This window comes from Vogesella sp. LIG4, from assembly GCF_900090205.1.
In the GTDB taxonomy this organism is placed as follows: Bacteria; Pseudomonadota; Gammaproteobacteria; order Burkholderiales; family Chromobacteriaceae; genus Vogesella.
In genome coordinates this window covers 1,199,487-1,225,724 of record NZ_LT607802.1, presented here as the reverse complement: position 1 = coordinate 1,225,724, position 26,238 = coordinate 1,199,487, and the positions used below count along the sequence as shown (strand labels likewise).

The following is a 26,238-nucleotide window of genomic DNA, read 5'->3' as shown; positions in this document are numbered from 1 at the left end:
CCGCACGCGGCTGCGATTCACATGGGGTGCGGCACCGGCTGCGGCTGGCAACCGGGCGGGAATTCCTGTCGGCAACATACAGCCGTGTTGCCGGGGCTGCGTTGACCTGTGTCCAGATGCGACGCCTTCTGCGGGCGGGTCGTGAAAATCAAGACCGGGATTTTCCGGCAAATCGCCGCCGCGGGCTAGCGGGTAGCGGGAAAGCTGTGTTCAGCCTGCGGCCAACCTTGTGCCCGCTTCACGGCGCAGGCGGCAGTAGCGCCAGCAAGTCCGCCACCTCGGCCTCGGCCAGCGGCCGCACCACGCGGCCCAGCTCCACGCCGTGCTGCAGCAGGATCAGCGATGGCCACAGCTTGACGCGGAAGCTGCGCCCCAGCCGCCGCCCCGGGCCGTCTTCCACCTTGATGTGGCGCAGCGCCGGGTAGGCGGCCAGCGCCTGTTCGATGGCCGGCTGCGCGTTCTGGCAGTGCGGGCACCAGTTCACGCCGAATTCCAGCAGCAGCGGTTCGGCGGCGGCATCGACCGTGGCGCGGTCGGGGGCGCTGGCGGGGTAGTGGGCAATATAGGGCATGGCAGGCTCCATGTATGGCGCTGCAGCGGCGGCAAGAACTGCCGCTTACGGCCTAAAAACCGTAGCTTACCGCCAGCTGCTGTTTGCCGCTGACTGCCGGCATGAGCGGGCCGCGGCCGCCGACAAAGTACTTGAGATAGAACGGCAGCGCCGGATTGCGCTCGCGGAACGCCAGGGTGTTGCCGCTGGGTTCCTTGCTGACGTTCAGGCAGGTGCTGCCCTGGCACAGGAACACCAGCAAGTCCGGCGGCCGGTAGGAAAAACTCCAGGCGTAGTACACCGAGGTGATCTTGCCATCGGTCGGCGGCGCCCCCAGCAGCGGGAAGTTCGCGCTGTAGACCGTGTTGCGGGTGCTGATGCTCTGCGCCACCACGTCACTGGCATACGAGCCACCATTGGCGCAGGCCAGTGCCGACAGCAATAACAGCAGGGCTGCCAGGCCGTGCAACAGGGGAGTATGGCGGGTCATGCGGCCTCCTTATCGCCCGGTGGTGCCGGGCGGCAACATCGCGTCAGAACTACTGAGACAAGCAAGGCAGGTGCCAGTTGCCAGCGACCGGGGACGGCAAGGTTGCTCGCAGGCAGCGGCAGCGCGACGGATGCCCATGCATGCCCTGCTTGTTTCCACAAAATACAAATAAAAGTTAACTAGGTAAAAACGTCACATCGCCGCCGATCAACACACCTATCATTCAGCAAATATTTTCTAGCGAGGAGGGCCTATGACTGCGGACCACAACAGAAGGTTCTGGGAGTGGGCTTTCATTTCGGTGACGGCTTTCTGGGGCTGGTCTTTTTCAGCAATACATGCGGCCTTGAACAGCCTAAGTGACTCCTCATTCAACACATGGCGCTTCTTTTTTGCCAGTATATCCATACTGCCCATTGTCCTCCGAAGAAGCACCCACTTCACAAAAAAGGAAGTCGGATGGGGCATGACCACCGGCATGGCCTTGTTTCTGGCTTTTCTATTTCAGACAAAGGGGCTGAATTATACGACTGCATCGAATGCCAGTTTTATAACAGGGCTGACGGTTGTCATCACACCGCTACTGTCATGGCTGTTTCTAAAAATGGAAATTATGCCCAAGCAAATATTGGGGGCGATAATTGCTGCAATTGGCTTGGCATTGCTCACGCTAACTGAACTCAACATCCGGCGGGGAGACACTCTGGTGTTGATATGTGCACTTTTCTTTTCAATTCACGTCATTTTACTATCCAAAGCCAGCAAGCTAAGTGATGCGGTAAACCTAACATTCACTCAGCTGGCGACAGTATCAACATTGTCTGCACTACAGGCATTATTCAGCAATGAATTGGCCTTTCCAGATACCAATACTCTCATTCATAGCGTATTACCTATCGCCATCATCGGCACCGCACTCGGCTTTTTTGTGCAGACCAATGCACAAATAGCCTCCTCCCCCAACAAGATTGCGTTGATCATCGTACTTGAGCCTGTATTTGGCGGACTGTTTGGCTACCTGCTGGCCGGGGACCGGCTCAGCATGCAGAACTGGCTTGGCGCGGCCCTGATCATTGTTGCCATGCTGATAACCGAACTGCAGTTCGGCACGCGAAAAACAGCTGTGTCACTGAAGCCATGAGCATGCAAGCACCCAATAAAATGGGCCACACACTCCGATGGTATGTGGCCCGTAACTGCCGAATGTCTTTGCTGCTTATTTCAATGGCTCATCCGGCCATTTTGTATACGGATTTTTCGACAGGTAGGCGTTGGTGTAGCGGCCGTCGAAGGTGACTTCCTCGCCCAGCCAGGCCGGTTTGTCGAAGGCGGTTTCTTCCGACGGCAGCTCGATCTCGGCCAGCACCAGGCCACCGTTTTCGCCGAAGAACTCGTCCACTTCCCAGATGAAGCCGCCGAATTCGATGCGGTAGCGCAGCTTGTCCACCACCATCGGGCACATGGCGTCCATGATGGTCTGCGCCTCGGCCTGCGGAATGGCGTATTCGAATTCGTGGCGGCTGATATCGCTGATCTGGCCCTTGAGCGTGAGCCAGGCCTGCTCGCCCACCACGCGCACGCGCACGGTGCGTTCCTTTTCCACCGACAGATAGCCCTGACGGTAGCGCACGCCTTCTGCCAGGCCGCGCCAGGCGTCACCGTTCACCTTGAAGCGGCGTTCAATTTCCACTGCCATGCGATTCTTCTTTCTTGATGAGGCGGGCCGGGGCTTTCAGGCGCCAGTCGGCCTCGTGATAGGGATAGACGTCCTGCGGCCAACGTGCGTCCAGCCGGTAGACGAACCACGGTTTGCCGCGCTGCAGGCGGTTGCCTTTCAGCGCATCGCTGTAGTCGCTGTGCGCAGCCAGCACGCTGCAGTAGGCCTTGGTGCCGGGGTAGTGGCCATCGGATGCCGGTTGCAGCCCGGCCGGCACTTTGCCGGCAGGCAGACGGCCCGGCATCGGCGCCACGTTGGCCGCAGGGGCATCGCCGTAGTCCTGGCCGGTGAGCACGAATACGCCGTCGGTACAGTCCTGGCGTTTGCAGCCGGCCAGCAGCGCGGCCAGCAGGATGAGGGGGAGAGCGAATTTCATCAGAACGGTTTGACCACCACCAGAATCACCACCGCCAGCAGCACCAGCACCGGCAGCTCGTTGAACACGCGGAACCACTTGTGGCTGCGCTGGTTGCGCCGGGCGCGGAAATCGCCCAGCAGTTTGAAGCAGTAGCCATGGTAAGCCGCAAGCAGCGCCACCAGCGTGAGCTTGGCGTGCAGCCAGCCGCCGCTGATGCCGTAGCCGAACATCAGCCACAGGCCGAACAGGATGGCCAGCACGCCCAGCGGCGTCATGAAGCGCAGCAGCTTGTGCGCCATCAGCAGCAGGCGGTCGTACTCGGCACCGGGCTGTGCCATGGCCAGGTTGACGTAGATGCGCGGCAGGTAGAACAGGCCGGCAAACCACGACACCACGAAGAAGATGTGAAACGCCTTGATATAGAGATAGGCCATGTCAGAGTCCGTACGCGGCGCGTACTTTCTTGGGGAGTTTCAGCAACACCAGGCGCCAGGAGGTGGCCAGGCCCTGCTGCAGCTGCGCCATGTCCAGTGCGGCGGTGCTGTCCACGCTGATCCAGCGCGAGCGGGCCAGGTAGGGCGCCGGGCGCACGCCGGGCAGGCCGGACAGGGCGAGGAAATCCTCGTCCGCCACCTTGTAGGCCAGGGTGTCGCCGTGGAAGGTGGCGAACATCTTGCCCGCCACCTTCAGCACCTGCACGCCGCCCCACAGGATTTCCAGCTGCGCGCCGGGCAGGGCCTGGGCGTACTGCAGCAGTGCATCGAGCTGAGCCAGAGTCAGTTTCACGTGAAACCGCTCAGCGTCGGTGCACGATCTGCTGCGCGTTGGCGAGACGGCGTTAGAACCGTCTTCGGAATACTCATTTACCACTTGTAAACTCCGTTTCCTCAGCCGGTTTTGCCTTGTCTCGCCTTAGCTCGCGAGATCGTGAACACGCTTTTACTTCTTCGGCGCAGCCAGGTACAGCGGCATCACTTTGGGAATCAGCCGCTGCAGGCTGGCAATGCGATCCTCGCCCGCCGGGTGGGTGGACAGGAAGGCCGGGCCATTGCCGCCGCCACCGGCTTTCAGCATCTTCTGCCACAGGCTGAGCGATGCCTGCGGGTTGTAGCCGGCGCGTGCCATCAGCTCCAGGCCGATGGTATCGGCTTCGCTTTCCATGGTGCGGCTGTGCGGCTTGGTCAGTGTGACGTCGGTGGCCAGCGAGGCCAGTTCCATCGACGCCTGCGACAGCCCGGCCAGCTGGCCGACGATGCTGAGGCCGGCCTGCTGGGCGTAAGCCTGGCTCATGCTTTCGCGGCTGTGCTCGCGCAGCGCGTGCGCCATTTCGTGGCCGATCACCGTGGCCAGCTCGTCATCGCTGAGCGACAGCCGCTCCACCAGCCCGCTGTACACCATGATCTTGCCACCGGCCATGCAGTAGGCGTTCAGCTCGGAAGAGTTGGCCACGTTGACCTCCCACTTCCAGTTGCGCGCATCCGGGCGGAACACCGGCGTCTGGCGGATCAGGCGCTCGGAGATAGTACGCACGCGGCGGGTGAGCACGGCATTGGTATTCAGCGCGCCGCCGGTCTTGGCCTTTTGCACTTCCTGCGCATAGGCCTGCGCCGACATTGTGGTGACTTCCTGCTCCGACAGCAGGATGAACTGCTTGCGCTGCACGCCCACCTCGCCGCTGGAAGTGGTGTTGACACAGCCTGCCAGCGCCGCCGTTGCCAGCAGCGCTGCGCCATAACGTCGCAAAGTGGTGTTCATCGTCTATGCATCCAGTTGGTGATGGCTCAGAATGCCATCATTTCGAAATCTTCCTTGCGTGCGCCACAGTCGGGGCACGTCCAGTTCATCGGCACGTCTTCCCATCTGGTACCGGCCGCAATACCGTCTTCCGGGCGGCCGGCAGCCTCGTCATAGATAAAGCCGCAGATCAGGCACATCCAGGTTTGCATGGTTTTGCTTTCCAAACGGTTAAAATGCACATTGTAATTGCTCCTGCCCCAAGAGGATAAACCTTGAGCCAAGACATCGAGCTGCCGCCCATCGTCCTGACGCTGGCCGGCTCCGACCCCACCGGTGGCGCCGGCATCCAGGCCGACATTCTGACCCTGGCCAGCATGGGCTGCCATCCGCTGTCGGTGATCACCGCCGTTACCGTGCAGGATACCCGTGGCGTACAGGACTTCATGACCCTGGACGGCGAATGGGTGCTGGACCAGGCACGCGCGGTATTAGAGGACATGCCGGTCGCTGCGTTCAAAGTAGGCATGATAGGCAGCGTGGACAACGTCATGGCGATTGCCGAACTGGCCGCCGACTACCCGGACATTCCGCTGATCTACGACCCGGTGCTGGCCAGCGGCCGCGGCGACGAGCTGTCGCGCGACGAGCTGGTACACGTGCTGCGCGACGTGCTGTTGCCGCAGGTTACCGTACTCACCCCCAATAGTATGGAAGCGCGCCGCCTGGCAGCCAACGACGAAGACGACGAGGACAGCATCACCCTGGCCGACTGCGCCAAGCGGCTCACCCGCCTGGGCTGCGACTATGTATTCATCACCGGCACCCACGAAGCCACCCGTGACGTGGAAAACCGCCTGTACGACCGCAGCGGCGAAGTACGCGTGGACACCTGGCCACGGCTGGCCGGCAGCTTCCACGGCTCCGGCTGCACGCTGGCCTCGGCGGTGGCCGGGCTGATCGCCCGCGGCCTGGCGGTGCCGGAAGCGGTAAAAGAGGCGCAGGACTACACCTGGCAGGCGCTGCGCTACGGCTTCCGCCCCGGCATGGGGCAATACATCCCGGACCGACTGTTCTGGGCCAATGACACCGCCGAACCCGAAGAAGGCCAGCAAGCGGCAGACAAGGATCAGGATGCAAAACGTTAACGGCCTGTACGCCATCACCCCCGATACCGACGACAGCGAGAAGCTGATCGAGCAGGTCAGCGCCGCGCTGGACGGCGGCGCCCGCGTACTGCAATACCGCAACAAGGGCAGCGACCCGGTGCGCCGGCTGTGGCAGGCCAATATCCTGGCCAGCCTGGCACGCAGCCGCGGCGCGCTGTTCATCGTCAACGACGACATCCAGCTGGCCCGCGCGGTGCAGGCCGACGGGGTACACGTTGGCCGCGACGATGCCGCCATCGCCACCGCGCGCGCCGCGCTGGGCCCGGCCGCCATTGTCGGCGCCAGCTGCTACAACAGCATCGAGCTGGCCCGCGCGGCAGTCGCCGCCGGCGCCAGCTACGTGGCGTTCGGCGCGGTATTCCCCTCCGGCACCAAGCCGGGAGCGGTAGCCGCGCCGCTGGCACTGTTTGCGCAGAGCGCCAGCCTCGGCGTGCCGCGCGTGGCCATCGGCGGCATCACCAGCGCCAACGCGGCACAGGTGGTAGCGGCCGGCGCCGATGCCATCGCGGTGATTGGCGGCCTGTTCGACGGCGACGACGTGAGCGAACGAGCTGCCGCGCTGGCGGCGCTGTTCGGCTGAGAGCGTATTCACGATCTGCTGTGCTTCGGCGCGACGACGTTGAATTCAACTCGGGGATGCGCATTGACTTCATGTCAATTCCGCTTCCTCCGCCGTTTTCGCCTTGTCTCGCCCTAGCTCGCTAGATCGTGAACACACTCTGAGCCTGCAGCCAACCCCTCACAGACTGTACAAGGCAAAGCAAGACGAGTAACGTATCAAAACGATACGTTACTTGGAGCCCCGCCATGCACAACCGTTTCGACCAGTTCCGCCTCACTGCGTTGGGCCAGCAACTGGAAGCGCTTATCGACAGCCCGCAGCGCTACACCGAATACGCGGCGCTATCGCGCGCCGACATCCCGGCAGTTACCGCCATCGTGCACGACCTGCAAACCCGCTTTCCGGAACTGGCCGCCGACCAGACCGCGCGCCAGTTCTGCGGCGCCATGGTCGGCGACGTGATGCGCCGCCACGGCCACGAGCTGCTGCGCCCGCGCGGCCGCGTACCGGGCGGCTACTTCAGCTACGGCGCGGTGTGGTCGCCGGCGCCGCTGCGGCGCAGCTTTGCCGAGCTGCTGCAACAGCTGGCCACCATGCCGCAGCAGGTGATGCAACGCCTGGCCACGCTGCCCGCCAGTCAGCGCACGCAACGCCCGGCCGGCACCGCGTTCTCGGCGCTGGAACACCTGTGCCACCTGCGCGACCTGGATCGCGACGCCTTCCTGCCGCGGGTGCAGGCCATGCTGCAACAGCAGCAGGCCGCGCTGCACGGCGTCAACGGCAGCGTGTGGGCAACCGAGCGCAACTACCAGACACAGGACTGGCAGCAGGCAGCAGCAGGCTTCGCCGCCGCGCGCCTGGCGCTGCTGGCCACGCTGCAAGACTGCGACGAGGCAGCACAGGCGCGCATCGCGGTATGGGAAGGCCGGCGCCGGCTGACGCTGGCCGAGCTGGTGGCCGACATGGCAGAACACGATGCCACCCACCTGCTGGAGATCGACGAACTGCTGGCGGCACTGGCGGGCGAGGAGGTCTGAGCGGCGACGTCAATCATCATCCGAAACGCGGATAGCAAACCAGACGCGGTAAACGTTGGGCTTCGCTGCGCTGGGCCCAAGCTACGCGCTGTTGTCGTGCCAACGGTAACGTGTAGGGCGGAAGCCCGCTGCAAGCGGGCGTTCCGCCGGCAAGGTCGTCACCAGGGGTAAGGTTGGCCGCATGGCGGCGGAACGCCCCGAAGGGGCTTCCGCCCTACAAGGTACGGTGCCCAAACGTTGGCCGCATCACAGCAGCTCGCACACTGGCAGCGGTGCCGGGCGCGCCAGGTGGTAGCCCAGGTATAGCGCGTAGGGCGGAAGCCCGCTGCAAGCGGGCGTTCCGCCAGCAAGGTCATCACCAGGGGGAAGGTTGGCCGCATGGCGGCGGAACGCCCCGAAGGGGCTTCCGCCCTACAAGGTACGGCGCCCAAACGTTGGCCGCATCACAGCAGCTCGCACACCGGCAGCGGCGCCGGGCGCGCCAGGTGGTAGCCCAGATATAGCGCGTAGGGCGGAAGCCCGCTGCAAGCGGGCGTTCCGCCGGCAAGGTCATCACCAGGGGGTAAGGTTGGCCGCATGGCGGCGGAACGCCCCGAAGGGGCTTCCGCCCTACAAGGTACGGCGCCCAAACGTTGGCCGCATCACAGCAGCTCGCACACCGGCAGCGGCGCCGGGCGCGCCAGGTGGTAGCCCTGGTACAGCTCCAGCCCCAGTTCCTGCATGGCGCTGTGCTGCTCCGCCGTCTCCACGCCGCACACCACGCTGCGGCAGCCTATCTGCCACGCCAGCTGCAGCTCGCGCGCCATGCGGCCGCCATCGCCCTGTTGCTGATCCAGCAGCATGCAGCGGTCGAACTTGATGATGTCCGGGCACAGCGCGCGGGTGCGGCCGTGGCTGGAGGCGGTGGCGCCGAAGTCGTCGATGGCCAGGCCGAAACCGGCCTGGGAAAAGCGGCGCAGGCTGCCGGCCAGCTGCAACGGGCTGTGTTCCAGCTCGTATTCCAGCACTTCCAGCACCACGCCATCCGCCCCCAGCCCCAGCGCGGCCAGCAGCTGCTGCAGCATGGGCAGCAGGCCGTCCACCTGCAGCGATGTGGCCTGCACGTTGAGCGACAGGCAGCCGGCGCAGCGCGCCTGGGCAAAGTTGTGCAGGTGCATCAGCAGCGCCAGCGCATCCAGCCGCCGCGCATCGGGCTCGTCCAGCCCGGTAAACAGCAGGTCGGGGCGCAAGGCACTGCCATCGGCGGCCTGCACCCGCAGCAATGCCTCGTGACCGAAGATGCTGCCGCTGCGGTAGTACACCGGCTGGAATACGCTGGCCAGCCGGTAATCGGCAAAGCTGGCCTGGTAGCGGCCGGCTTCATCGCGCTGCAGGGCGGGCAGCAGGGTGGCAAGGGTGAGCGGCTGGGTCATTGCGGTTTCCACCGGGACAATGTTTGCAGCATAGCCTGTTGCCGCCCGGCATGTCGTTTGCCATGGCCGGCAGCCATGAAAAAAGGCCACCCTCGCGGGTGGCCCAAGGCTGCGGCCAGGCAGCAGGTCAGGCGTTGGCGGATCCGGCAAAGCCAGGCCGCACCAATGATATGGCAGCATCGGCAGCCTGTCGGCTTGCACCACAAAGCCCTTGCGGGTTGCGCAGGGGCTTTGTTGGCACATCAGCTCTCACCACGGGAATTACTTGATGTTGCCCAGCTGCTTGTTCAGCGACAGTGCATCGTAGAAATCGCCCTGGTACACGATCTTGTTGTTCTTGATGCGGACCAGGCTCAGGCCTTCGAAATTGATCGGCTTGCCGGTGGCCTTGCCTTCATTGATGCTACTGTCGATATTGGGGCCGGTATTGGTGCCGGTGAAGCGCCAGCGGAACACCACTTCGTTCTTGGTCACCACCGGCTTGTCCAGCATCTGCCATTTCAGGTCCGGGAAGCTGTTCATGAAGAAGCGGATCACGTTGTCGCGCGCCACCACCACGCCGTACTGCGATTCGCCCACCGTCACATCGTAGTATTCCACTTCCGGGTCCATGGCCATGGCCGCCTGGTTGGCGTCGTGGGCGTTCCAGCCCGCCATGTACTGCTGCACCACCTGCAGCGGCGTGGCCGCCCAGCTGCCGGCGGACAACATCATGCCGCCCGCTACCGTAAGCAGGGCAACGCGTCGGGTGATTCCTGTGTGCATGTGTCTCTCCCTATGTGAACGAGGTTGGCCGCAGCCTTGCGGCCAACCGGATGGCACCGTCTTCCCGGCGCCCAGCAGATCGTGAACAGCGGTTTACTGTTTGATCATCACGTGACGCACACAGCTGTAGTCTTCCAGCGCGTACATCGACATGTCCTTGCCGTAGCCGGAGCGCTTCATGCCGCCATGCGGCATCTCGTTCACCAGCATGAAGTGGGTGTTCACCCAGGTGCAGCCGTACTGCAGCTCGGCGGAAACCTTCATCGCCTTGCCCACATCCTGGGTCCATACCGAGCTGGCCAGGCCGTAATCGGAATCGTTGGCCCAGCCGATCACCTGTTCGGTGTCGTCGAACGGGGTAACCGACACCACCGGGCCGAACACTTCGCGGCGCACGATTTCGTCGTCCTGGCGCGCGCCGGCAATCACCGTCGGCTGGTAGAAGAAACCCGGGCCGCTGCCCATGGCGCCGCCGGTCACCACTTCGATGTGCGCATGCTGCTCGGCACGCTCCACGAAGCTGGCCACGCGGCTGCGCTGGCGTTCGGAGATCAGCGGGCCCATCTCCACGCCTTCCAGGTGCTGGTGGCCGTACTTGATGGTGGATACCGCCGCGCCCAGGTCGGCAACGAAGCGCTCGTACACGCCCTTCTGCACGTACAGGCGGCAGGCGGCGGTGCAGTCCTGGCCGGCGTTGTAGTAGCCAAAGGCGCGGATGCCTTCCACTGCGGCGGCAATATCGGCGTCGTCGAACACGATGACCGGCGCCTTGCCGCCCAGCTCCAGGTGGGTGCGCTTGAGCGAGCGCGAGGCGGTTTCCAGCACGCGCTGGCCGGTGGACACGTCGCCGGTGATGGAGATCATGCGCACTTCCGGCTGCGAGATCAGCGGGCTGCCCACCGTCTCGCCGCGGCCCAGCACCAGGTTGAACACCCCCGGCGGGAAGATGCCGGCGGCCAGCTCGGCCAGCTTCAGCGTGGACAGCGGGGTCTGCTCGGAAGGCTTGAGCACCACGGTATTGCCTGCGGCCAAGGCCGGCGCCATCTTCCACGCCGCCATCATCAGCGGGTAGTTCCACGGCGCAATGGAGGCCACCACGCCCAGCGGGTCGCGGCGGATCAGGCTGGTATGGCCGGGCAGGTATTCGCCGGCCAGCGCGCCGGTCTGGGCGCGCACCGCGCCGGCAAAGAAGCGGAACACGTCCACCACCGCCGGAATCTCGTCGCCCAGCGCCAGGTGATGCGGCTTGCCACAGTTCAGCGATTCCAGGCGCGCAAACTCCGGGCCGCGCGCCTCGATGGCGTCGGCCAGCGCCAGCAGCTTCTCGCTGCGTTCGCGCGGGGTGGTGCGCGCCCAGCTGCCGAAGGCGGCCTGGGCGGCGGCCACCGCCGCCTGCACCTGCTCGGCACTGGCTTCGGCGATTTCCACGATCAGCTCGCCTGTCGCCGGGTTGACGATGCGTTCGCGCTCGCCCTGGCCTTCCACGAATTCGCCACCGATCAGCATGCGGGTGTTGAGAGTCTTTTCCATAGATACCTCGGTCATTTACCGCTGCCGGCAATTTCTTCCGTGCCGCGGGTCAGGTAGTAGGCCGCCAGGATAGGCAGCGTGGTAATCATCATCACGGTCATGGCCACCACGTTAGTGATGGGCACATCGCGTGGGCGGGTAAGCTGGTTCAGCATCCAGATCGGCAGCGTGATCTCGTTGCCGGCGGTGAAGGTGGTAACGATGATCTCGTCGAAGCTGAGCGCGAAGGCCAGCATGCCGCCCGCCAGCAGCGCAGTGGCGATCTGCGGCACCACCACGTAGCGGAAGGTCTGCAGCATGTCGGCGCCCAGGTCCTGCGAGGCTTCCACCAGGCTGTAGCTCATGCGGCGGAAGCGGGCGATCACGTTGTTGTAGATCACCACCACGCAGAAGGTGGCGTGGCCGATGGCGATGGTCCAGAAGCCGGACGGGATGTCCGCCAGCCGGAACGCCGACAGCAGCGCGATACCGGTGATGATGCCGGGCAGGGCAATCGGCAGGATCAGCATGGTGGTGATGGTGTTCTTGCCGAAGAAATCCCGCCGGTACATGGCCGCGGCCGCCAGGGTGCCCAGCAGTACCGCCAGTACGGTGGCCAATGCGGCCAACTGCAGCGACAGGCCGATGGCCTGCATCACGTCGTTGCGGGCGAAGGCCAGCGAGAACCACGCCAGGGTGAAGCCCTTGGGCGGAAAGCTGTAGCCGGCGCTTTCGGCGTTGAAGGCGTAGATGATGATGACGGCGATGGGCAGGAACAGAAAGCCGATGCCGCCGTAGGCCAGCAGGCGCAGCCACAGGGGTGCGCGGTCTTGATCAGAGTGCATCGAACGCTCCCAGTTTGCGCGCGCCGGTCAGGTACAGCGCGATGATCACCACCGGTACCACGGTGAAGGCGGCGGCCATCGGCATGTTGCCGATGGAGCCCTGCATGGTGTAGACCATGGAGCCGATGAACAGGCCGGACGGGCCGATGAGCTGCGGGATGATGTAATCGCCCAGCGTCAGCGAGAAGGTGAAGATGGAGCCGGCCACCACGCCCGGAAACGCCAGCGGCAGGATCACGTGGCGGAAGGTCTGCGCGCCGCTGGCGCCCAGGTCGCTGCTGGCCTGCATCAGCCCCAGCGGCACCCGCTCCAGCGCCGCCTGCACCGGCAGGATCATGAACGGCAGCCAGATGTAGGTGAACACCACAAAACGGCCCAGGTGCGAGGTGGTCAGCGAGTTGCCGCCCAGCAGCGGCACGGTCATCAGCCAGTCCACCACGCCGGCAAGGCCCAGGTGCTGGTAGCCCCAGTACACGATGCCGTCCTTGGCCAGCAGCACGGTCCAGGCGTACACCTTCACGATGTAGCTGGCCCACATCGGCAGCATCACCGCCACGTAGAAGAAACCCTTCTTCCAGCCACGGGCGTAGCGCACCATGTAGTAGGCCAGCGGGAAGGCCAGCACCGCCGAGGCCAGCGTCACCGCGCTGGCCATTGCCAGCGTGCGCAGCACCACGTCGAAGTTGGCCGGCTGCAGCAACTGCTTATAGTTGGCCAGCGTCAGGTCGTGGCTGACCGACATGGTGAAGTCGTCGAAGGTAAAGAAGCTCTGCACCAGCAGGGTGGCCAGCGAGCCGATATACACCACCAGGAACCACAGCAGCGGCAGGCCCAGCAGCAACACCAGCTGCAGCCCCGGGCGGCGGTACAGCGCCACACCCAGGCGCTGCCACGGGCCCAGCACGGCGGCGGCGGGAGCGGCGGAAACAGAAGCGGTCATCATGTTTCCCCCTCAACCGGCCAGCGGCAGCATGGCCTGGCGCGGCCAGGCCACGGTGATGGCGCCGCCGATGGCGGCCTGCGGCTCGACATGGCCGTGCTCGTTGGGCAGCACCATGCTCAGCACTTTCTGGCCGAACACTTCCACCTCGTAGCGGCTTACCGCGCCCAGGTACTGGATATCCAGCAGCTTGCCGGGCACGCGCACCGCGTCGGCATCGGCCAGCTGGCCGGCCAGGCGGATGCGCTCCGGGCGCACGGCGAAGGCCTGCGCATGGCCAACCAGCGTGCCGGCCAGCTCGCCATCGAATACGTTGGCCGCACCGACGAAATCCGCCACGAAGGCCGTGGCCGGCTGGTTGTACAGCTGCTGCGGCGCCGCCACCTGCTCGATGCGCCCCTTGTTGAACACCGCCACGCGGTCGGACATCGACATCGCCTCGCCCTGGTCGTGGGTGACATAGATGAAGGTGATGCCGAGGCGGCGCTGCAGCGCCTTCAACTCGGTCTGCATCGCCTCGCGCAGCTTGAGGTCGAGCGCGCCCAGCGGCTCGTCCAGCAGCAGCACGCGCGGCTGCAGGATCAGCGCCCGCGCCAGCGCCACACGCTGGCGCTGACCGCCGGACAGTGCCGCCGGGCGGCGGGTGCCGTACTGGCCCAGCTTGACCATCTCCAGCATTTCCTCGGCGCGGCGGTAGCGCTCGTCCTTGCCCACGCCCTTGATCATCAGACCGTAGGCCACGTTGTCCAGCACGTTCATGTGCGGGAACAGCGCGTAATCCTGGAACACGGTATTGACCGCGCGCAGATTGGGCGGCAGCCCGGCGGCTTCCTGGCCGAAGATGCGGATGGAGCCCTGGCTGGGCTGCTCGAAGCCGGCGATCAGGCGCAGGCTGGTGGTTTTGCCGGAGCCGGACGGGCCCAGCATGGAGAAGAATTCGCCCTCGGCAATATCGAGGTTGATGTCGTCAACGGCGCGTACGCTGTCGTAGTGGCGGCTGACATTCTGGAACTGGACGGCAATGGACATGATGTACTCCGATGCGCGGCAACAGCGCGCAAAGCGGCCTGACCAAATGACAGGCCATACTGCGGGTGAGCAACCGCCACACCCCGCCCCCCCAGGAGGGACATGGCGGCGCTCGGTTGAAACGTCAGGCCGGCGCGGGGCAGGCGGGCGGGCATCCACCCGGCCTGCTGCGGCCAACCCTGTGGCAGCGGCCCGCCTTAACGGCCACCCATGATGGCGATGAAGTCGGACGTCCAGCGGCTGTAAGGTACGCAGCTGCCTTGCGACTTGCAGGTGGCGATCGGGGTCTTCCAGAAGCGGATCTGCGCGAAGCGGTCAAAGCCGTTGCTCTTGCAGAAATCGCTGCCGCCCGGTGCCTTGGTCTTGCAGGCGTCGGCCACTACCGGGTTGGAGCCGAACCACTCGGCCAGGCCCGACTGCAGGTTCTTGTTCAGCGACCATTCCATCCACTTGTAGGCGCACACCGGGTGCTGAGCCTGCGCATGCAGCATGGTGGTGTCGGCCCAACCGGTGGCGCCTTCCTTCGGAATCACGCCTTCCACCGGGAATTTCTCGCCCTGCAGGCTGTTGATGGTGTAGCCCCAGGCACTGGATGCCACCACGCCTTCTTTCTTGAAGTCGTTCATCTGCACGGTAACGTCATGCCAGTAGCGGTGGGTGAGCTGCTTCTGCTGGCGCAGCAGCTTGAGCACTTCCTGGTACTGCGCCTCGTTCAGCTCGTACGGGTCCTTGATGCCCAGCTTGGGGTTCTTGCTCATCAGGTACAGCGCGGCGTCTGCCATGTAGATGGCGCCGTCGTAAGCCTGCACCTTGCCCTTGTTGGGCTGGCCGTTGGGCAGCTTGCCCGGCTCGAACACCACCGACCAGCTGGTAGGCGCAGTGGTGAATACCTTGCTGTTGTACATCAGGAAGTTGGCGCCCCACTGGTACGGCGTGCCGTACACCTTGCCGCCCACGGTGTACCAGTTGCCGTTCTTCACCCGCGGGTCCAGCGTGCTCCAGCTGGGAATCAGGTTCGGGTTGATCTCCTGCACCTTCTTGCCGTAGATCAGGCGCAGCGAGGCATCGCCGGAAGCGGTGACCAGGTCGTAGTTGGGCGAGTTCATCAGCGACACCATCTCGTCGGAGGTGGCGGCGGTTTTCACGCTGACCTGGCAGCCGGTGTTCTTCTCGAACTGGGTTACCCAGTCGTAGTTCTTGTCGGTCTCGCCGCGCTCGATATAACCCGGCCACGCGATGATGTTGAGTTTGCCTTCCGGCTTGCCCAGCGAGGTCGGCGGAGCGGCCATCAGCGGGGTAGCGACCATGCTGCTACAGACGGCGGCGCAGGCCAGGGCATGCAGGCGATGCTTCATCACAGTTCTCCTTTGCAGATCGGCGCATTGATTGCGTCTCGAATGATGTGCTGCATTCTAGGAACCGCGTTTTGGCACTACCAAGGTAACTTGCCCAATACTACCTATCGGAAAAACCGCACGCTCAATGCCTGCATTGGCATTTTCCGCTACTTTTGTGCGCTGCAGCGCCAATTTTTTCGCTGCCATAACAAAAACGCCGCGAGTGCGGCGCTAAATATCTGAAAAACAGATTGGCTATAATCAGCTATAGAAAAAATAGAACGCAGATTGCGCGCATCAGGCATGGCTGCGCGTGTACTCGCGCGCCACGGTCAGAAAGTTCTGTGCCGTTTCCGCCACTTTGGCGCCGCGGCGCCAAGCCAGGCCCACCTGCAGCGACGGCGTCTTTTCCAGCAGCTGCCGCACTTCCAACCGGTCGCCATCCAGCGACCACGGCCGGTACAGCAGGTCCGGCATCACCGCCAGGCCGGCGCCGGTGGCCACCAGGCTACGCAGGCCCTCCACCGAGCTGGTGCGCACCGCCACCGTTGGCCGCAAGCCCTGGCTGCGCCACAAGGCGGTGGCCACGTCCTCCAGCTCGTCCAGCTTCAGCGTCACCAGCGGCTGCTGCGCCATTTCCGCCACCGCCACCGTGCCCAGCTCCAGCAGCGGGTGGTTCACCGGCAGCCACAGCCGATAGGCGGATTCCAGCAGCGTTTCCGCCTCCAGTGCCTGGCGGTTTTCCAGGTTGGAGACGATCAGCACCCCCACATCCAGCTCGCCGTTCACCAGCAGGTGCTCGATGTATTCGCGCTGGTCTTCCACCACGCGGATGTCCACCAGCGGAAAGGTATTGCGGAAGCGGTCCAGCAGATAAGGCAGGAAGTAGCCGCACACCAGGCTGGTGACGCCGATATTGAGCTGGCCGGTAACGGTGTCCGGCCGCGCACGCATCGCCTCGCGTGCATTGCGCACCGAGGCCAGGATCTGGTGCGCATGGCGCAGGAACTGGTAGCCGGCGTGGGTGAGAATCATGCCGCGCGCGTGGCGCTGGAACAGCGTGGCGCCAAGGTCCGCCTCCAGCGCGCGTATCGCCTCGGTAACCACCGATTGCGATACGTTGAGATCCTGCACCGCGCCGGAGATCGACTCCGCCTCGGCTACCGCCACGAAATAGCGCACATTCTTCAGCGTGATGGCCACGTTTCCCCCTGTAGACAACGGCGGTGTCGCCCGCCTTGGGCTGCACTTTACACCATGCCCCCCAGACGATGAGCGGGCAGGCACGTTGTACTAGCCGCGCGCCAGCACCTTGTGCGCAGCCTGCTCCCCCCACCAGCAGGCCTCCTCGAACAGCGACAAGCCGCTCAGATCGGAATGGGCGAACAGCACACCATCGTCCGCCGCGCGCAATGCAGACAGCCCGGCATTGCCCAGAAAGCCGGGGGAAGGGCTGGCCATGGCATGGGCGCGCACAGTCAGGCGTGCGGCCAACATATCGCGCCGCAAGCGGGAGCCATAGACGGTGTAGATATCCCGGCTGGCGATATCGAACAGTGCCTCGTCGCCAAGTGTCCGCAAGTTCTGGCGCGTGGCGGCGACATCCCCGTCCGCAAACGCGTGATAGCAGGTGAATACCGTACGCTCCGGCTTGGCAACGCCGATCAACTGATTGGTCGACACCACGTAGCCCAGGCTCCGGCTGCCAAAAACCACGTTGTCCCAGGCCAGAGACTGGTTTGCCGGCTCGCGCGGAAAGCGCTGCAACAGCACGTTGCCCACCAGCCAGGGAGCCCGTGGCGGCAGATGTTCGCGGGCGAACCCCATGGCGGCCATCTCCGGCAGCAGATGCCAGGCCACATGCAAAGGCGTGGCGATGATCACCTGTCGTGCCAGCAGGCGCTGGCTACCGCCGGCATCCAGATAATCCACTTGCTGCCACCGCCCCTGGCGCTGGATGCGCCAGGCCGCACCATCCAGCAACGCCTCGCCACCGATCCTGCGCCGCATATACCGCATCACGGCGCTCAGTCCATCCGGCCAGGTCAGCACCGCACCATCCTCCGCGTTGGCCGCATGGCCATCACGGGCGGCAAAGTAATGCAGACCAGCCCACGCCGAGGTATGCGCCAGGCCGCTGCCATAATCATCACGGCAGCAATAATCCAGGTACCACAGCAGCCCCGGCGCAGTGTAACCATTGGCGGCCAGCCACTGCGCAAAGCTGCTGCAATCCAGCTTGCGCCACTGCGGATCCTGCGACGACAACACCAGCGGTACAGCGAACACCCGCCGTCCGTCTCGCCCATGCTGCTGCCGCAATTGTTCCACGTGAAGCAGGAACCGTTGCTGCTGTGCCGCCTCGTCCCGCCCCATTCCCTGTGGCATCAGGCCATACTGCCACTGGCCATCACGCCACAGCCGCTCATCCGGCGCGTGCACCAGCACGCGTTCATCAAAGCGTGGCCGCTCGCTGAACGGGGCATCTTCGATCACGCCCATCTCGGCCAGCAGCTCGCGCACGTGTACCGACTCCCGCGACGGCAGCGGCAGGTAATGTGCACCGGTCGGGTATGCCCAGCTGTCGAAGCGACCACCCGCCGCATTGCCATCCGGTTCCGGGCCGTTGAGTACCACAAAATCGTTGAAGCCTGCGCGCCGCAAGCGCCAGGCGGCAAACAGCCCCGCCGCACCGCTGCCCACGATGACTACGCCAGTCTGGCGCGTGGCACGCGGAGAGGGCAACACCTGCGCATCCCGCAAACGGTGCCCCTGCGCCATCCCAGGCCGACTCACCTCCAGCGGCAGGCCGAAGGACAGTATGCGCTGGCAGGCCGTTGCCAGTGGCAGGCCGGCCAGCATGGCTGCCCGCTGCAGAAAATCGCGCCGTCGCATCAGCGGATCACCAGCGACCAGTCCTGCTCGAAGTAATGCACCAGCTGCTGGTCATTGAGTTTGTTGGGCAAAACCTTCCAAGGCCGCATGTCCGGGGGAAAGAAGAACATCTGTCGCGTGCTTTCGCGATCCAGGAAGCGCAGCGCCACACGATATGTCTGTGGCGGCTGGTAGCCGGGATGCTTGGCCGCCAGGATGAAGCCCCACTCCCCGAACGACGGCACATAGGCATGGTAGGGCGTGGTACTGAAGCCGGCGGCCTTTAGCGTGGCATCGATACTCCAGAAAGATCGCGGCGCGTGGTAGGGAGAGGTGGATTGCACAACCGCCAGGCCATGTTCCGCCAGATGTCGTGCCAGCAGCCGGTACATCGGTACCGAGTACAGTTTGCCCAGGGCAAAGCTGGACGGGTCGGGAAAGTCAGCGATGATCGCATCGAACACGTCGCCATGCTGTTCCAGCCAGCGGGCGGCATCGGCATTCACCACCTGCAGCCTCGGGTTGCGCAAGGAGCCGCCATTGAGCGCCACCAGTGGCGCCGACGTGGAGAACAGCTGCGTCATTGCCGGGTCCAGATCCACCAGCACCACGCGCTGAACCTGCCGGTATTTCAGCACCTCACGCGCGGCCAGACCATCGCCACCGCCCAGGATCAGCACATTGCGCGCCCAGGGCAGATTCGCCAGCACCGGGTGCACCAACGCCTCGTGGTAACGGTGCTCGTCACGGCTGGAGAACTGCAGGTTGCCGTTGATGTACAAGCGCATATCGTCCTTCCAGCGCGTGATGACCAGCCGCTGGTAAGGCGTGGTGACGGCATGGATGATTTCGTCACCATAGATTGCCCGCTCATTCCAGCGCGTCAGCACATCCGATCCAAGGAAGGAGCCCCCCAGCAACAGCAGTACCACCAGGCTACGCAGGTACTGCCGGGTTGGCCGCAACAGCTCGGTGCGGAACACACGGCAGGTCCACAGTGCCACCAGCACATTGCCGATGCCGAACAGCAACGCCGAGCGCGTCAGACCCAGCCTGGGTGCCAGCACCAGCGGAAACAGCAGCGACACGGCCAGCGCGCCCAGGTAATCGAAAGTCAGCACCCGGCTGACCAGCTCGGCAAAGCTCTGCCGACGCTGGTTGAGGGCGCGCATCACCAGCGGAATCTCCATCCCCACCATGCAGCCGGTAAGGAATACCAGCGCGTACAGCACCAGCCGGAACGATTCGCTACTCCATGCAAATACGGCAAACAGCACGCTGGCCGACAGCCCCCCCAGCACCCCAACCAGCAGCTCGATCTCGATAAAGGTATCGAGTACCCGCTCATCCTTCACGTAACGCGACAGATGCGAACCGGCCCCCATGGCGAACAGGTAGCAGCCAATAATGGAAGAGAACTGCAGCACCGAGTCACCCAGCAGATAGCTGGACAGAGCGCCGGCAATGAGCTCGTAGGCAAGGCCACATGAGGCCACCACGAACACCGACAGGATCAGCAAGCGGTCGCGCATGCAGTCTTTCATGAAATATGGGTAGAATGGCCGCCATTATTGCCCAAGCCCGCCGAGGATGCCGCATGTTCGTGTTTCCGTTGACGCCCCTGCTGGCCTATCTTGCCTACCTCGCCTGCGGCGGACTGTTGCTGGCACTGTTCAGCTGGCTCTATTGCCAGGTAACCCCGCTGGACGAACTGGCGCTGATACGCCGGCACAATCAGGCGGCCGCGCTGTCCTTTGGTGGTGCGCTGCTGGGGTTTTCGCTGACCCTGGCCTCCAGCGCCTGGCACTTGAATTCACTGCCCAGCTTCGTACTGTGGGGCCTGCTGGCCATGCTGGTGCAGGTCTTGGTGCACATCGTGCTGTCCCGCTGCCTGCGCGACCTGGCCCAGGCACTGATGGACAACAACAGCGCCGTCGGCATTCTGGCCGGCAGCATCCAGCTGGCCGCCGGGCTGATCAACGCCGGCAGCCTGTCCTGAACGATCGCCAACAACCTCACGGAGCGTGCCGCATGAGCCTGTTCTCGTTTATCTCCAAGCAGTTCATCGACATCCTGGAATGGCAGGAAGACAGCGACGGCGTGCTGGCCTGGCGCTACCCGATGCAGGATAACGAAATCCAGTACGGGGCCAGCCTGACGGTTCGTGAATCGCAGATGGCAGTGTTCATCAACGAGGGCCGGATCGCCGATGTGTTCGGGCCGGGCATGTACAAGCTCACCACCCAGACGCTGCCAGTACTCACCTATCTGCAGCACTGGGACAAGCTGTTCGCTTCGCCCTTCAAGTCCGATGTAATTTTCTTCAGCACCCGGCTGCAGCTGGGTCGCAAGTGGGGGACGCCGCAGGCAATTACCCTGCGCGACAAGGATTTCGGCATGGTGCGGCTACGCGCCTTCGGTATCTACAGCTATCGCGTGACCGACCCGCAGCGCTTCTTCACCGAAGTCAGCGGCACCCGCGACAGCTACAGCGTGGATGAACTGGAGCAACAGCTGCGTGACCAGGTAGTGGCCACCATTGCCAGCACGCTGGGTAACAGCGCTGTACCGTTCCTGGACATGGCGGCTAATCAGGGGCTGATGGCCGATACCATCAAGACGGCCCTGTTGCCGGCATTTGCCCGCTACGGTATCGAACTGGACAGCTTTGCACTGGAAAACATCTCCCTGCCGGAAGAGCTGCAGAAAGCCATCGACAAGCGCATCGCCATGGGCATGGCAGGCGATCTCGCCCAGTACACACGCTACCAGGCGGCGGAAAGCATTCCGCTGGCCGCACAGAACGAAGGCGGCCTGGCTGGCCTGGGCGCAGCCCTGTCCACCGGCGTGGGCGTGGGGCAGGTCATGGGCCAGGCACTGCAACAGAGTCTGTCGCCCGCCGCCACTACGGCGGCTCCCACGGCGGCCGGGGGCGACACCCCGCAGGCCAAACTGGCGCAGCTCAAAGGCTTGCTGGATGCCGGGCTGATTACCCAGGCCGACTACGACGCTGCCAAGGCGGACGTACTTAAAAAGCTGGTGGGCTAATACTCATGTCCCTGCTTGCGGCCAACCCTGCCTGATGTACCGCGTAGCCTGCCCTGCCTGCGGCGCTGAAGTGCGCTTTCACGCCACCAGTTCGGTACTGGCGGTGTGCAGCTATTGCCGCAGCACCCTGCTGCGCGATGCCGATAGCGTGCGTGACCTTGGCAAGATGGCCGAGCTACTGGATGACTACTCACCCCTGCAGATTGCCAGTTGCGGCATCTGGCACGGCCGCCAGTTCACCGTGGTTGGCCGCATCCAGCTGCAATACGACAGCGGCAGCTGGAACGAATGGCACATCCTGTTCGACGATGGCGAGAGCGGCTGGCTAGCCGATGCCGTCGGCCAGTACGTACTGACCCAGTCGCAGGGGCGGTACCAGAATCCACCCCGCTTTACAGACCTCCGAGCCGGCAAGACCTGGCCTTACAACAAACGCGACTACACCTTCTGCGACATTCGCGAGGCCCGCTGTGTAGCCGGAGAGGGCGAGCTGCCGTTTGCCGTCGGCCCCGGCTACGATATCAAGGTGGCCGACGCCCGCAGTGGTGGCAGCTTCCTGACCCTGGACTACAGCGAGGATGTGCCGCAGGTGTATCTGGGCGAAGCAGTGACGCTGAAACAGCTCAATATGCAGCGCCTGCGCGACGAGCGCATGATCCAGACAGCCACCGGCAAGCTGAAGGGCAGCGTGCAACAACTCGAATGCCCCAGCTGCGGCGCGGGCCTCGACTACCGTGCCGGCACAGCCACCCACCTGAACTGCCCGTCGTGCGGCAGCGAAGTGGATATCCAGGGTGAGCGCGCCACCGTACTGGGGCAACACCAGGCACTGCAGACTCTGGGACAGCGTTTCACCCTGGCCAATGGCAGCGAAGCGAAGATAGACGGCAAGACCTGGACCATCATCGGCCTGCTGGGCTGGGTGGTCACAAAGGATCGCAGCAGCAGCTGGAACGAATACCTGCTGTACGAACCCCTGCTAGGCTTCCGCTGGCTGACAGAAACCAGCGACGGCTGGTACTTGGGCACCCTGATGGATGTCTGGGTGGACCAGGTCACGGCGGACTACGCGATATGGGGTAAAAAAAGTTTCGAGCCGCGCTACCCGATCTACGATGGCGAGATCGCCTGTGCAGCTGGCGCCTTTCCATGGCGGGCACGTGTCGGCGAACGCGTCAGCATCAGCGAGTTTGCCAGTGCCGACGGCAAGACGCTGCTGGCCAGCGAAGAAAGCAAGCTGGAGCTCACCTGGAGCAGCAGCAGTCGCATCAGCAATGCCGACATCGCACGCTGGTTCGGCAATGAAGCACCGCTGGAGCCAGCCTTTAGCGGATCACCAGCCAAGCGGCTTGAGACTCAGCAACGAATCGCTACCGGCGCCAGCGTCCTGCTCTGGTGCATCAATCTGCCGCCCTTGATCAACAGCGACAGTAGTGCTGTTTTTATCATTCTGTTTATGGCGACCTGCATATTGTGGGCGCCGCTGAATAACCGATGAAACACTTCACCTTCATCTGCTACTGCCTGGCGATCATCATCATCACCACCTTGCTGAGCTACGCCCAGGATGATGAAGGCAGTTACCGTAGCGGCGGCAGCGGCAGTAGCAGCCGCGGCTATGGCGGCTTCTCCGGCGGGCACAAATGAGCCACCTGGGCGAACACCTGCTGGCCGACCTGTATGACTGTGCGGCCAACCTTCTCGCCGATGCCTCACACGTGGAGCACGCACTTTACGCTGCGGCCCGTGCGGCGGGAGCCCATGTGCTGGCAGGACACTTCCATCATTTCGGCGCGGGGCAGGGCGTCACCGGCGTACTGCTGCTGGCCGAATCGCATATCAGCATCCACACCTGGCCAGAGTACGGCTATGCCGCCATCGACCTGTTCCTATGCGGCAGCGGCGCGCACATGGCGGCCTTGCAGGTACTGAATCAAGCGCTGCAGGCGGGGCGAACCGAAACCAGCCGGCATCAGCGCGGGCAGCGTTCCCGCCACCACGACAGCGCAGTTCTGCCAGCAAACAACCCAGCTTGATCCACGACCACTCAAACCAACGCCGAGTACACCAGCTGCGCGCCGGACAGCGCCAGCAGCGCCACCGCGCTGCTGAAGAAGGCCTGCTCCGGCATGCGGCGCTGCAGGCGCACGCCCAGCCATACGCCCAGCGGCACCAGTGGTGACAGCAACAGGCACTGCCAGAGTACCGTTGCCGTAAACAGATGCAGCGCCAGGTAGGGCAGCAGCTTCACCAGGTTCACCACGGTAAAGAACACCGCCAGTGTGGCGACGAAGCGTTCCTTGGACAGCGGGCGACTGAACAGGTACACCAGCACCGGCGGGCCGCCGGCATGCGCCAGCGTGCTGGTGAGGCCGCCAAACAGCCCGGCGATGCGCCCGGCCAGCGGCCCCATCTGCCGCGGCGTGGCCGGAAAGAAGCGCAGCCACAGCCGCTGCGCGGCGAATAGCAGCGCCAGCAAGCCGATCACCAGCTTCACCGACCAGGCCGGCAGCAGGCCGAAGGCCAGCGCGCCCAGGCCAATGCCCAGCAGCGCACCGGACAGCATCAGCCGCAATTCGTGCGTGTCCCAGCGCCGCCAGTACAGCTTCACGCTGGACAGATCCATCAGGCACAGCAGCGGCAGGGTAAGGGCGGCGGCGGCTTCCGGCGGCATCACCAGCGACATCAGCGGCACGGCAATGCCGCCGAACACGCCGCCAAAGCCACCCTTGGCGACACCGGTGAGCAGGATGGCCACGGCGCTGACCAGCCAGGCGGAAAGTGAGAAGCTCATCTGACAATCGAATCTATTGAAGTGGAACCGACGAGCATAGTGGCGAAACCGTCATGCCGTCATCCGGCAGGTAGCGGCAATGCCGGTATCGTGATTGACGAAACCGGCGGCGCCAACTCATGATGCACGCATGAGTGCACCTGCCCGCCACACCACCGCCACCACCACGACCCGACAACGGGGCCGGGAAGGCGACGTACAGCCGCAGTAGCCGTACTTTCCCACCCCGGGCGCTGGCCGGGGTGTACTTCTCCGGCCCGTTCGGGCACATCACCAAGGAGAAGCCATGAGTTCCCCCGTTCGTAGCGCCCTGTTGATCATCGACATGCAGTACGGCCTGTATCACGCCCCGGACAAACCGTGGCAGCGCGAACAGCTGCTGGCCAATATTGGCAGCCTCGTCACCCGGGCACGCCGTACGGGAACCCTGCTGCTGGCTGCGCGCCATACCGGCCCCGCCGATTCCCCCATTGCTGCGGGCAGCCCCCTGTGGCAGTTGCTGCCGGAGCTGGCGCTCGAACAAAACGACGCCATCATCTTCAACAAGACCCGCCCCAGCTGCTTCCAGGGCACGGAGCTGGCAGCGCTGCTGGCGCAGCATGACATCCAGCGGCTGATCATCTGCGGCATGAAAACCCAGTACTGCGTGGACAGCACCGTGCGCGCCGCCGCCGAGCGCGGCCTGCAATGCGTGCTGGTGGCGGATGCGCATTCCTGCGCGGATACGCCACAGCTGCCGGCCAGCCAGATCGTGGCCCACCATAACGCGACCCTGGCGGCCTTCGCTTCTATCCAGCCGGCAAGCGAGATCCAGTTCTGATGCCGACAGTCAGGCCGGCAAGCAGGGCAGCCCGCTAGAACAGGCGGTCCTGCGTAGCCGGCGCGCCCCAGGCGATTTCGCCGCGGCCGCGTGCGGCCAACCATTGATTGGCCTGCGAGAAGTGACGGCAGCCGAAGAAGCCGCGGCTGGCGGACAGCGGAGACGGATGCACCGCCTTCAGCACCGCGTGGCGGCCGGCATCGATGCGCTCGGCCTTGCCCTGCGCCCAGTTGCCCCACAGCAGGAACACGCAACCGGGGTTTTGCGCGCTCACCGCGTCGATCAGCGCATCCGTGATTTGCTGCCAGCCGAGCTTGCCGTGGCTGCCGGCATTGTCGGCCTCCACCGTCAGCGAGGTGTTGAGCAGCAGCACGCCCTGGCGCGCCCAGTGCGACAGGTCGCCGCTGGCGGCCGGGGCGACGCCCAGGTCGCTGGCCAGCTCCTTGTACATATTGCGCAGGCTGGGCGGAATCTTCACCCCGGCCGGCACCGAAAAACTCAGCCCCATGGCCTCGCCGGCACCGTGGTACGGGTCCTGCCCCAGGATCACCACCCGCACGTCCTGCGGCGCCACGTGGCGCAGTGCATTGAAGATCAGCTCGCGCGGCGGATAGATCGCCACGCCGTCAGCGGCGCGGGCGGCAAGACGCGCCTCGATGGCCTGCAGCTGCGCGGCCAGCGCCGGAGCGGCCAGCACATCGCGCCAGGCGGTGGGCAGGGATTCGATAGCGGGGGATAGGTAACTCATGCTCACTCGATTTCTGCCACGCGGTGGCAACAACAAAAAAGCCGCTCCGGCAGGAACGGCTTTCGACTTGGCAGGATGGCGCAGAATCTGTTTACGATCTCGCGAGCTAGAGCGAGACAAGGCGTACTCACCGCGTAACGTTTCACGAAGCACAGCAGATCGTAAGCAGGTTCTCAGTAGCGTGCCATCGCCGGGTCTACCTCATTGGCCCAGGCATCCACGCCGCCACGCAGGCTCAGCACCTGCTCGAAGCCGGCGTTCTGCAGGTAGAGGCCCACCTGGAAGCTGCGCACGCCGTGGTGGCAGATGGTAACGATGGGCACATCGTCCGGCAGCTCGTTATGACGCAGCGGCACCATGTTCATCACCATCTGCTGCGAGCCGGCGATGTGGCACAGCGCGTATTCCCAGTCCTCGCGCACATCCAGCAGCACCGGCTTGGCACGACTGTCGTCCGCCAGCCAGGCCGCCAGATCGCGGGCAGTGATTTCGCCTACCAT

At 64.3% G+C, this 26,238-nt stretch carries 32 protein-coding genes; 11 read left to right on the top strand and 21 right to left on the bottom strand.

Annotation, left to right across the window (positions count from 1 at the left end; translation table 11 throughout):
- Positions 1-238: 238 nt before the first annotated feature.
- Positions 239-571: a thioredoxin family protein gene (locus PSELUDRAFT_RS05800; protein ID WP_088965943.1), complete on the bottom strand. Its 333-nt coding sequence runs from the start codon at positions 569-571 to the stop codon at positions 239-241.
- Between the two features lie 52 nt (positions 572-623).
- Positions 624-1,040 carry a flagellar protein FlhE gene (locus tag PSELUDRAFT_RS05795; RefSeq protein ID WP_088965942.1) on the bottom strand — a complete coding sequence of 139 codons (417 nt, stop codon included), beginning with the start codon at positions 1,038-1,040 and terminating at the stop codon, positions 624-626.
- 253 nt (positions 1,041-1,293) lie between these two features.
- Here PSELUDRAFT_RS05795 and PSELUDRAFT_RS05790 point away from each other — a divergent pair, with 253 nt between their 5' ends.
- Positions 1,294-2,181, top strand: coding sequence for a DMT family transporter (locus tag PSELUDRAFT_RS05790; RefSeq protein WP_088965941.1), 888 nt, complete (start codon positions 1,294-1,296; stop codon positions 2,179-2,181).
- A 75-nt stretch (positions 2,182-2,256) separates the two neighbouring features.
- Here the strand turns inward: PSELUDRAFT_RS05790 and PSELUDRAFT_RS05785 are convergent, their stop codons facing one another.
- From PSELUDRAFT_RS05785 to PSELUDRAFT_RS05760, 6 genes are all read right to left on the bottom strand, one after another.
- Positions 2,257-2,736: a CYTH domain-containing protein gene (locus PSELUDRAFT_RS05785; RefSeq protein ID WP_088965940.1), complete on the bottom strand. Its 480-nt coding sequence runs from the start codon at positions 2,734-2,736 to the stop codon at positions 2,257-2,259.
- A complete protein-coding gene (locus tag PSELUDRAFT_RS05780; RefSeq protein WP_088965939.1) occupies positions 2,720-3,133 on the bottom strand; it encodes a DVU_2496 family lipoprotein in 414 nt (137 codons plus the stop codon). The genes PSELUDRAFT_RS05785 and PSELUDRAFT_RS05780 overlap by 17 nt, the downstream gene beginning before the upstream one ends.
- A complete protein-coding gene (locus PSELUDRAFT_RS05775) occupies positions 3,133-3,549 on the bottom strand; it encodes a CopD family protein (protein ID WP_088965938.1) in 417 nt (138 codons plus the stop codon). Before PSELUDRAFT_RS05775 ends, PSELUDRAFT_RS05780 begins: the two co-directional genes overlap by 1 nt.
- A 1-nt stretch (position 3,550) precedes the next feature.
- Positions 3,551-3,901 (bottom strand): MmcQ/YjbR family DNA-binding protein, encoded by a 351-nt coding sequence (locus tag PSELUDRAFT_RS05770; RefSeq protein ID WP_088965937.1) that lies wholly within the window; start codon positions 3,899-3,901, stop codon positions 3,551-3,553.
- Positions 3,902-4,054: 153 nt separating this feature from the next.
- Complete coding sequence (locus PSELUDRAFT_RS05765) at positions 4,055-4,870, bottom strand: M48 family metallopeptidase (RefSeq protein ID WP_088965936.1); 816 nt, start codon at positions 4,868-4,870, stop codon at positions 4,055-4,057.
- A gap of 26 nt (positions 4,871-4,896) precedes the next feature.
- Positions 4,897-5,061 (bottom strand): rubredoxin, encoded by a 165-nt coding sequence (locus tag PSELUDRAFT_RS05760; RefSeq protein WP_088968401.1) that lies wholly within the window; start codon positions 5,059-5,061, stop codon positions 4,897-4,899.
- A 63-nt stretch (positions 5,062-5,124) separates the two neighbouring features.
- Here PSELUDRAFT_RS05760 and PSELUDRAFT_RS05755 point away from each other — a divergent pair, with 63 nt between their 5' ends.
- The 3 genes from PSELUDRAFT_RS05755 (at position 5,125) to PSELUDRAFT_RS05745 (ending at position 7,617) form a co-directional block, all read left to right on the top strand.
- Complete coding sequence (locus PSELUDRAFT_RS05755) at positions 5,125-5,997, top strand: hydroxymethylpyrimidine/phosphomethylpyrimidine kinase (RefSeq protein ID WP_231895314.1); 873 nt, start codon at positions 5,125-5,127, stop codon at positions 5,995-5,997.
- Positions 5,984-6,598: a thiamine phosphate synthase gene (gene thiE / locus PSELUDRAFT_RS05750; protein ID WP_088965935.1), complete on the top strand. Its 615-nt coding sequence runs from the start codon at positions 5,984-5,986 to the stop codon at positions 6,596-6,598. Before PSELUDRAFT_RS05755 ends, thiE begins: the two co-directional genes overlap by 14 nt.
- Positions 6,599-6,825: 227 nt before the next feature.
- Complete coding sequence (locus tag PSELUDRAFT_RS05745; RefSeq protein ID WP_088965934.1) at positions 6,826-7,617, top strand: DinB family protein; 792 nt, start codon at positions 6,826-6,828, stop codon at positions 7,615-7,617.
- Between the two features lie 641 nt (positions 7,618-8,258).
- On the opposite strand, the gene PSELUDRAFT_RS05740 is transcribed toward PSELUDRAFT_RS05745, so the two are convergent.
- The 7 genes from PSELUDRAFT_RS05740 to PSELUDRAFT_RS05710 all read right to left on the bottom strand — a co-directional run bounded on the left by PSELUDRAFT_RS05740 (position 8,259) and on the right by PSELUDRAFT_RS05710 (position 15,472).
- Positions 8,259-9,029, bottom strand: a complete 771-nt coding sequence (locus PSELUDRAFT_RS05740; RefSeq protein ID WP_088965933.1) for an EAL domain-containing protein — start codon at positions 9,027-9,029, stop codon at positions 8,259-8,261.
- 261 nt (positions 9,030-9,290) lie between these two features.
- Complete coding sequence (locus PSELUDRAFT_RS05735; protein WP_088965932.1) at positions 9,291-9,794, bottom strand: ester cyclase; 504 nt, start codon at positions 9,792-9,794, stop codon at positions 9,291-9,293.
- A 93-nt stretch (positions 9,795-9,887) separates the two neighbouring features.
- Positions 9,888-11,339 carry a gamma-aminobutyraldehyde dehydrogenase gene (locus PSELUDRAFT_RS05730; protein ID WP_231895313.1) on the bottom strand — a complete coding sequence of 484 codons (1,452 nt, stop codon included), beginning with the start codon at positions 11,337-11,339 and terminating at the stop codon, positions 9,888-9,890.
- Complete coding sequence (locus PSELUDRAFT_RS05725; protein ID WP_088965931.1) at positions 11,336-12,148, bottom strand: ABC transporter permease; 813 nt, start codon at positions 12,146-12,148, stop codon at positions 11,336-11,338. Before PSELUDRAFT_RS05725 ends, PSELUDRAFT_RS05730 begins: the two co-directional genes overlap by 4 nt.
- Complete coding sequence (locus tag PSELUDRAFT_RS05720) at positions 12,138-13,091, bottom strand: ABC transporter permease (protein ID WP_231895312.1); 954 nt, start codon at positions 13,089-13,091, stop codon at positions 12,138-12,140. The genes PSELUDRAFT_RS05725 and PSELUDRAFT_RS05720 overlap by 11 nt, the downstream gene beginning before the upstream one ends.
- A 9-nt stretch (positions 13,092-13,100) precedes the next feature.
- The gene (locus PSELUDRAFT_RS05715; protein ID WP_088965930.1) at positions 13,101-14,117 is read right to left on the bottom strand and encodes an ABC transporter ATP-binding protein; all 1,017 of its coding nucleotides are present in this window, start codon (positions 14,115-14,117) and stop codon (positions 13,101-13,103) included.
- Positions 14,118-14,314: 197 nt separating this feature from the next.
- On the bottom strand, positions 14,315-15,472 hold the full coding sequence (locus PSELUDRAFT_RS05710; RefSeq protein ID WP_088965929.1) for an ABC transporter substrate-binding protein: 1,158 nt from the start codon (positions 15,470-15,472) through the stop codon (positions 14,315-14,317).
- Here PSELUDRAFT_RS05710 and PSELUDRAFT_RS19570 point away from each other — a divergent pair.
- Positions 15,455-15,697 (top strand): hypothetical protein, encoded by a 243-nt coding sequence (locus PSELUDRAFT_RS19570; RefSeq protein WP_162291241.1) that lies wholly within the window; start codon positions 15,455-15,457, stop codon positions 15,695-15,697. The two genes, PSELUDRAFT_RS05710 and PSELUDRAFT_RS19570, sit on opposite strands and share 18 nt — an antisense overlap.
- 54 nt (positions 15,698-15,751) lie before the next feature.
- On the opposite strand, the gene PSELUDRAFT_RS05705 is transcribed toward PSELUDRAFT_RS19570, so the two are convergent.
- From PSELUDRAFT_RS05705 to PSELUDRAFT_RS05695, 3 genes are all read right to left on the bottom strand, one after another.
- Positions 15,752-16,657 carry a LysR family transcriptional regulator gene (locus PSELUDRAFT_RS05705; protein ID WP_088965928.1) on the bottom strand — a complete coding sequence of 302 codons (906 nt, stop codon included), beginning with the start codon at positions 16,655-16,657 and terminating at the stop codon, positions 15,752-15,754.
- Between the two features lie 90 nt (positions 16,658-16,747).
- Complete coding sequence (locus tag PSELUDRAFT_RS05700; RefSeq protein WP_088965927.1) at positions 16,748-18,349, bottom strand: NAD(P)/FAD-dependent oxidoreductase; 1,602 nt, start codon at positions 18,347-18,349, stop codon at positions 16,748-16,750.
- Entirely contained in the window at positions 18,349-19,860 is a 1,512-nt protein-coding gene (locus PSELUDRAFT_RS05695; protein ID WP_088965926.1) for a polyamine aminopropyltransferase, read from the bottom strand. The genes PSELUDRAFT_RS05700 and PSELUDRAFT_RS05695 overlap by 1 nt, the downstream gene beginning before the upstream one ends.
- 65 nt (positions 19,861-19,925) lie before the next feature.
- Here PSELUDRAFT_RS05695 and PSELUDRAFT_RS05690 point away from each other — a divergent pair, with 65 nt between their 5' ends.
- The 5 genes from PSELUDRAFT_RS05690 to speD are packed head-to-tail and all read left to right on the top strand — an operon-like array spanning position 19,926 to position 23,412.
- Positions 19,926-20,327 carry a DUF350 domain-containing protein gene (locus PSELUDRAFT_RS05690; protein ID WP_088965925.1) on the top strand — a complete coding sequence of 134 codons (402 nt, stop codon included), beginning with the start codon at positions 19,926-19,928 and terminating at the stop codon, positions 20,325-20,327.
- 38 nt (positions 20,328-20,365) lie between these two features.
- Positions 20,366-21,376: an SPFH domain-containing protein gene (locus PSELUDRAFT_RS05685; RefSeq protein WP_197693972.1), complete on the top strand. Its 1,011-nt coding sequence runs from the start codon at positions 20,366-20,368 to the stop codon at positions 21,374-21,376.
- A gap of 34 nt (positions 21,377-21,410) precedes the next feature.
- Complete coding sequence (locus tag PSELUDRAFT_RS05680; protein ID WP_088965923.1) at positions 21,411-22,874, top strand: DUF4178 domain-containing protein; 1,464 nt, start codon at positions 21,411-21,413, stop codon at positions 22,872-22,874.
- Positions 22,871-23,023 carry a hypothetical protein gene (locus PSELUDRAFT_RS19240; protein WP_157725026.1) on the top strand — a complete coding sequence of 51 codons (153 nt, stop codon included), beginning with the start codon at positions 22,871-22,873 and terminating at the stop codon, positions 23,021-23,023. Before PSELUDRAFT_RS05680 ends, PSELUDRAFT_RS19240 begins: the two co-directional genes overlap by 4 nt.
- Positions 23,020-23,412: an adenosylmethionine decarboxylase gene (gene speD, locus PSELUDRAFT_RS05675; protein ID WP_088965922.1), complete on the top strand. Its 393-nt coding sequence runs from the start codon at positions 23,020-23,022 to the stop codon at positions 23,410-23,412. Before PSELUDRAFT_RS19240 ends, speD begins: the two co-directional genes overlap by 4 nt.
- A gap of 11 nt (positions 23,413-23,423) precedes the next feature.
- Here the strand turns inward: speD and PSELUDRAFT_RS05670 are convergent, their stop codons facing one another.
- A complete protein-coding gene (locus PSELUDRAFT_RS05670; RefSeq protein ID WP_088965921.1) occupies positions 23,424-24,170 on the bottom strand; it encodes a sulfite exporter TauE/SafE family protein in 747 nt (248 codons plus the stop codon).
- Positions 24,171-24,456: 286 nt separating this feature from the next.
- Between PSELUDRAFT_RS05670 and PSELUDRAFT_RS05665 the strand changes: the two genes are divergently transcribed.
- Complete coding sequence (locus PSELUDRAFT_RS05665) at positions 24,457-24,990, top strand: cysteine hydrolase family protein (protein WP_088965920.1); 534 nt, start codon at positions 24,457-24,459, stop codon at positions 24,988-24,990.
- Between the two features lie 34 nt (positions 24,991-25,024).
- Here PSELUDRAFT_RS05665 and ung read toward each other — a convergent pair whose 3' ends face one another.
- Both ung and PSELUDRAFT_RS05655 read right to left on the bottom strand, forming a co-directional pair.
- The gene (gene ung / locus PSELUDRAFT_RS05660) at positions 25,025-25,738 is read right to left on the bottom strand and encodes a uracil-DNA glycosylase (RefSeq protein WP_088965919.1); all 714 of its coding nucleotides are present in this window, start codon (positions 25,736-25,738) and stop codon (positions 25,025-25,027) included.
- 173 nt (positions 25,739-25,911) lie between these two features.
- Complete coding sequence (locus PSELUDRAFT_RS05655; RefSeq protein WP_088965918.1) at positions 25,912-26,238, bottom strand: rhodanese-like domain-containing protein; 327 nt, start codon at positions 26,236-26,238, stop codon at positions 25,912-25,914.